This is a genomic window from Dyella sp. 2RAB6 (assembly GCF_052115385.1).
Lineage (GTDB): Bacteria > Pseudomonadota > Gammaproteobacteria > Xanthomonadales > Rhodanobacteraceae > Dyella_D.
Genome location: NZ_JBFRGP010000054.1, coordinates 1 through 1,066, shown reverse-complemented (window position 1 = coordinate 1,066; position 1,066 = coordinate 1). Strand labels below are relative to the sequence as shown.

Here is a 1,066-nt window from a genome sequence, read left to right as displayed (position 1 = left end):
GTATCCAGCGCACGCACCACGCCTTCGACGATGTCATCGATGTAGGTGAAGCTGCGCTTGTGCCGTCCTTCGTTGAACACCCGGATCGGTTCGCCGGCCAGGATCGCCTTGGTGAACAGGAACAGCGCCATATCCGGCCGGCCCCACGGACCGTACACCGTGAAAAAGCGCAGCCCCGTGGCCGGTATGCCGTACAGGTGCGCGTAGCTGTGCGCCATCTGTTCGTTCGCTTTCTTGGTCGCCGCATACAAGGTCAGCGGATGCTCCGCCGGGCGATGCTCCGAGAACGGCAGGTCGCGGTTGGCACCGTAGACCGAGCTGGTCGACGCGAACACCAGATGCTGCACGCCGTGGTGGCGGCAACCTTCCAGGATGTGCAGGAAGCCGGTGACGTTGCTGCTCACGTACACGTGCGGGTTGGTCGCCGCATAGCGCACGCCGGCCTGCGCCGCGAGATTCACCACGCGCTCGGGCTTATGCGTGGCGAACAACTTCTCTACCGCGTCACGATCGGCAAGGTCCGCGTTGACGTGCGTATAACCCGGATAAGCCTGCACCCGCGCCAGACGCGCCTTCTTCAACCCCACGTCGTAATAGTCGTTGAGGTTGTCCAGGCCAATCACCTCATCGCCCCGCGCCAGCAGCTTGCGCGCCACGTGCGAGCCGACGAAACCCGCCGTGCCAGTCACCAACACCTTCATCACAACCTCCCGTCCACCGCGTCGCGCGGCAGCACGTACTTGACGTCATACACCACCGATGCGGGTTTGCCATAGGCGCGGATACCCGCACCGCCCAGTGCCTTGAACTGGCGATGGCCCACCGCCACGATCACCGCGTCGTAGTTGCCTTGCCCCGGTGCAGCGAGCGTTGCCAACCCATACTCATGCTCGCATTCGGCCGCATCCACCCACGGATCGTGCACATCCACTTCCGCGTTGTAGCCACGCAGCGCCTGCACGATGTCGATCACGCGGGTGTTGCGCAGGTCCGGGCAGTTCTCCTTGAACGCCAACCCCAGCACCAGCACCTTCGCGCGTACCGGATTGATGCCCTTGCGCACCAT

Annotated in this window: 2 protein-coding genes; both read right to left on the bottom strand. The window is 64.0% G+C overall.

The annotated features are described in order from the left end of the window. Positions 1-701 (bottom strand): NAD-dependent epimerase/dehydratase family protein (locus AB4083_RS22880; RefSeq protein WP_441610800.1); only part of this gene is annotated, 701 nt, incomplete at its 3' end. Next, on the bottom strand, positions 701-1,066 hold a 366-nt coding region (locus AB4083_RS22875; RefSeq protein ID WP_441610799.1), incomplete at its 5' end, for a UDP binding domain-containing protein. The genes AB4083_RS22875 and AB4083_RS22880, both read right to left, overlap by 1 nt.